The following is a 3,488-nucleotide window of genomic DNA, read 5'->3' on the forward strand; positions in this document are numbered from 1 at the left end:
CAGCGCACCTGCCGTTTGCCGATCAGAGCTTCGACATCGTGACCAGCCAGTTCGGCATCGAATATGCCGGATTGCTCCCCGCCGGGCTGGAGGCTGCCCGCGTGGCGCGCCATCACCTGTGGCTGCTGCTGCATGCCGCCGAAGGCCCGATTGCGGCCCAGGCCCGCGAGCAGCTGGATCAGCTTGGTTGGCTGCGCGACGAGGAAGATGCGTTCACGTTGATCAAGGCGCCCGACCCTGCCCGCCTGCAGGCGCTGCGCGACAGGATCGTGGCGCGCGCCGAAACGGCACAGAATACCACTTTGCTGGAAGGCCTGTGGCACAGCCTGGGCGAACTGGCGCCAGGCAGCGCTGCCGGGCTGGTTGAAGAGCTGGAGGCCTATGCCACCCGCCTGACCACCATGGCCGCCGCGGCACCCACGGCCGACGAGACGCAGCAGCTGCGCGCCAGCCTGGAAAGCCAGGGCTGGCAGGTGGAGATCCGCAACGAAGGCCAGCAGCCGGTGGCGCGCTGGTTGTTGGCCACGCGCCGCTGAAAAGGAGACCGAGATGACCCGCTTCCCCCATGCCCTGTTTGCCAGTGCCGTCGTGCTTGCAGCGCCTGCGCTGGCCAGTGACTATGCCCAGCTGGCCGGCCTGCACAAGGAATGGCGGGCCTTTCAGGCTGGGCCGATGACCGCGCAGGGCGTGCCGGATTTCACCGCCGCCGCCAACCAGAGCCGGGCCGACGGCCTGAAGCAGTTCCAGGCGCGCCTCGCCGCGCTCGACATCGCCGGGTGGAGCATCGCGCAGAAGGTTGATTACAACCTCGTCCGCGCCGAGATGAACGGGCTGGATTTCGATCTGCGGGTGGCAAAGCCCTGGCAGCGCGATCCGGCCTGGTATGTCTCGGTGTGGGACTCGCAGGCCGACACGCCGGCGCATGAAGGCCCGGTGCATCCGCTGCCGGTGGACCTGTGGACCTATCGCTTCCCGCTGGATGCCGCCCAGAGCGCCAAGCTGACCGGCGAACTGGCCCATATTCCCGGCCTGCTGAGCCAAGCGCGCGGCAACCTCACCGGCAATGCCCGCGATCTGTGGAAGGCCAGCCGGCGCAACATCCAGGGCCAGGTGGCAGCGTTGACGGCGCTGGCCGCCAAGGTGCCACCGGCGGACCGCAAGCTGCAGGCCGCCATCGGTGCGGCACGGACCGCTACCATCGACTATCTGACCTGGGTTGATGCCCAGGCGCCGAGCAAGACCGGGCCATCGGGCGTGGGCAAGGAAGCCTACAGCTGGTTCCTGAAGAACGTGCAGCTCTCCCCCAACAGCTGGGAAGATGAAGTCGCCATATTGCACCGCGAACTGGGCCGCGCCCATGCCGCGCTGCGGCTGGAGGAGCATCGCAACCGCGCGCTGCCGCCGCTGGTGGGTGCGCAATCGGCGACTGACTATGACGCCTTGCAGAAACGCAGTGTCGACGAGTTCGTGGCGTTTGTCGGCAACAAGGAGGTGCTGACCGTCGAGGATTACATGATCCCAGCCCTCATGGAGCAGGCCGGCACCTACAAGCCACCGGAGCAACAGGACTTCTTCCAGATCGTCAAAACGCGCGCGCCCAAGACGCTTTACACCCATTTCTATCACTGGTGGGATCTGGCCCGCGAAGCAAAGCGCCCCAATGTCTCCCCGATCCGGCGCGATCCGCTGCTCTACAACATCTGGCTGAGCCGCGCCGAAGGCCAGGCCACCGCCTTTGAAGAAGCCATGTTGCACGCCGGTCTGTTCGATGATGAACCGCGGGCGCGCGAAATCGTCTGGATCATGCAGGCCCAGCGCGCCGCGCGCGGCCTCGCCTCGCTCTATGCCCAGGCCAATATCATCGATCTCGATGCCGCGATGAAGATGCAGGTGGAACGCACGCCCAACGGTTACATGTCCCCCAACCTGCCGCTGCTGGCGTCCGAACAGCAGACCTATCTGCGTCTGCCCGGCTATGGCCCCAGTTACATCACCGGCAAGGCCATGATCGACAAATTGTTCGCCGAACTGGCGGAGAAGCGTGGGAAGGATTTCCGGGTGAAGGACTTCTACGACGAATTCAACCGCTTCGGCATGATCCCGGTGCCGCTGATCCGCTGGGAATGGCTGGGCGCCGACGATGAAGCCAAGGCCATGGGGCTCAGGATGTAAGCCCACATTCCTGCGCCACCCACTGCGCGACCTGCGCATGGGTGGCAAACCACACTTGTCCCTTGGCGCGCTCGATCAATGCCTCCAACAGCCAGATGCGGCTGCGGTAGCCGATCACGAACGGGTGCATCACCAGCTGGAACAGCCCGCCCTCCGCAATGGCGGCATCCAGTTCGCGCGCGAAGATGGCGAACACCTCGTCGGGCGTCGCATAGGGCCGGGTCGCGGGATTGCGGTTGAACATCAGGTAGACCGCATCATCGCGCAGCCATTCGACCGGGATTTCCACCACGCCGCTGGGCTGCCCATCGAGCAGCAGTTCATAAGGCGCTTCATCGGCCATCAGCGAGCTGTCGTAGGTGAAGCCAAGATCGGCGACGATGCGGCAGGTGTGGGGTGACAGATCCCAATTGGCCGATCGGAAGCCGACAGGCCGCTCCCCGATCAACGGCGTCAGCGTGTCGATGGAGCGTTGCACCAGATCGCGCTCTGTCGCCTCATCGAGCAGGCTGTTGTTCTCGTGCAGCCAGCCGTGGACGCCCACTTCATGCCCGGCGGCCACGATGCGGCGCGTCTCATCGGGATCAAGGCGGGCGCACATGGCCGGCATGAAGAAACTGGCGGGCACGTCATGGCGCCCCAGCACATCCAGAATGCGCGGCACGCCAACCCGCCTTCCATATTCCCCCCAGGCCAGCCGCCCGATGGCGCGGCCGCCGCCGCCCAGTTCAAACGTTTCATGATCACAATCGAACGACAGCGCCACCGCCGCGCGGGCGCCGCCGGGCCAGTGCGGCGGCGCCAGCGACCGCCCGGCGCGCACCCGGCCCAGCAGGGCGCGCACCTCGGCTTCCGCCATCATCCAGGGCTGTTCCGCCATCAAATCCCCCTGCTTCTGCTCTGGTACAAGATGTTCGCCTGTTATACGCTTGTTCGCAAAACAGCATAGGGGGCAGAACATGCGACACTGGATGGGCGCACTGGCGGTGGCGGCGATCGTGGCGGCGGCACCGGCGATGGCCGCCACCCACGCCGATCTCGTCCGCCTCTATGATGGCTTCCGCAAGGCCGCTGAAATGCCGGTGAAGAATGGCGTGCCGGATCATGGCGATGCCGCCATGGCAGCCCGGGCCGCCACGGCAGACAAGATGGTGGCCGATCTGCTGGCCATCGACAGCAGCGCCTGGCCGGTGGCGCAGCGCGCCGATCACCTGCTGGTGCTGTCAGAAGCGCGCAGCGTGCAGTTCCAGCACAAGGTGCTGCGCCAGTGGCAGCGCGATCCGAGCTGGTGGGCCACGCTCGACATCGGCTGGGGC

Annotated in this window: 4 protein-coding genes; 3 read left to right on the forward strand and 1 reads right to left on the reverse strand. The window is 66.1% G+C overall.

The genetic code is table 11. From position 1 onward, the window contains the following. Together RT662_RS05640 and RT662_RS05645 are read left to right on the forward strand one after the other, a co-directional pair. A partial coding sequence (locus RT662_RS05640) for a hypothetical protein (RefSeq protein ID WP_313669731.1) occupies nucleotides 1-536 on the forward strand: 536 nt, incomplete at its 5' end. Between the two features lie 13 nt (nucleotides 537-549). After that, nucleotides 550-2,172, forward strand: coding sequence for a DUF885 family protein (locus RT662_RS05645; protein WP_313669732.1), 1,623 nt, complete (start codon nucleotides 550-552; stop codon nucleotides 2,170-2,172). Here RT662_RS05645 and RT662_RS05650 read toward each other — a convergent pair. After that, entirely contained in the window at nucleotides 2,162-3,052 is an 891-nt protein-coding gene (locus RT662_RS05650; protein ID WP_313669733.1) for a polysaccharide deacetylase, read from the reverse strand. The genes RT662_RS05645 and RT662_RS05650 overlap by 11 nt on opposite strands. Before the next feature lie 79 nt (nucleotides 3,053-3,131). Here RT662_RS05650 and RT662_RS05655 point away from each other — a divergent pair. After that, the coding region (locus RT662_RS05655) for a hypothetical protein (protein WP_313669734.1) at nucleotides 3,132-3,488 on the forward strand (357 nt) is incomplete at its 3' end.

Source organism: Sandarakinorhabdus sp., from assembly GCF_032115815.1.
Taxonomy (GTDB): domain Bacteria; phylum Pseudomonadota; class Alphaproteobacteria; order Sphingomonadales; family Sphingomonadaceae; genus Sandarakinorhabdus.

What these genes read in the sequence shown, in the direction of transcription:
- RT662_RS05650 (WP_313669733.1), bottom strand. Translation starts at nt 3,052, where the DNA reads ATGGCGGAACAGCCCTGGATGATGGCGGAAGCCGAGGTGCGCGCCCTG.
- RT662_RS05645 (WP_313669732.1), top strand. Translation starts at nt 550, where the DNA reads ATGACCCGCTTCCCCCATGCCCTGTTTGCCAGTGCCGTCGTGCTTGCA.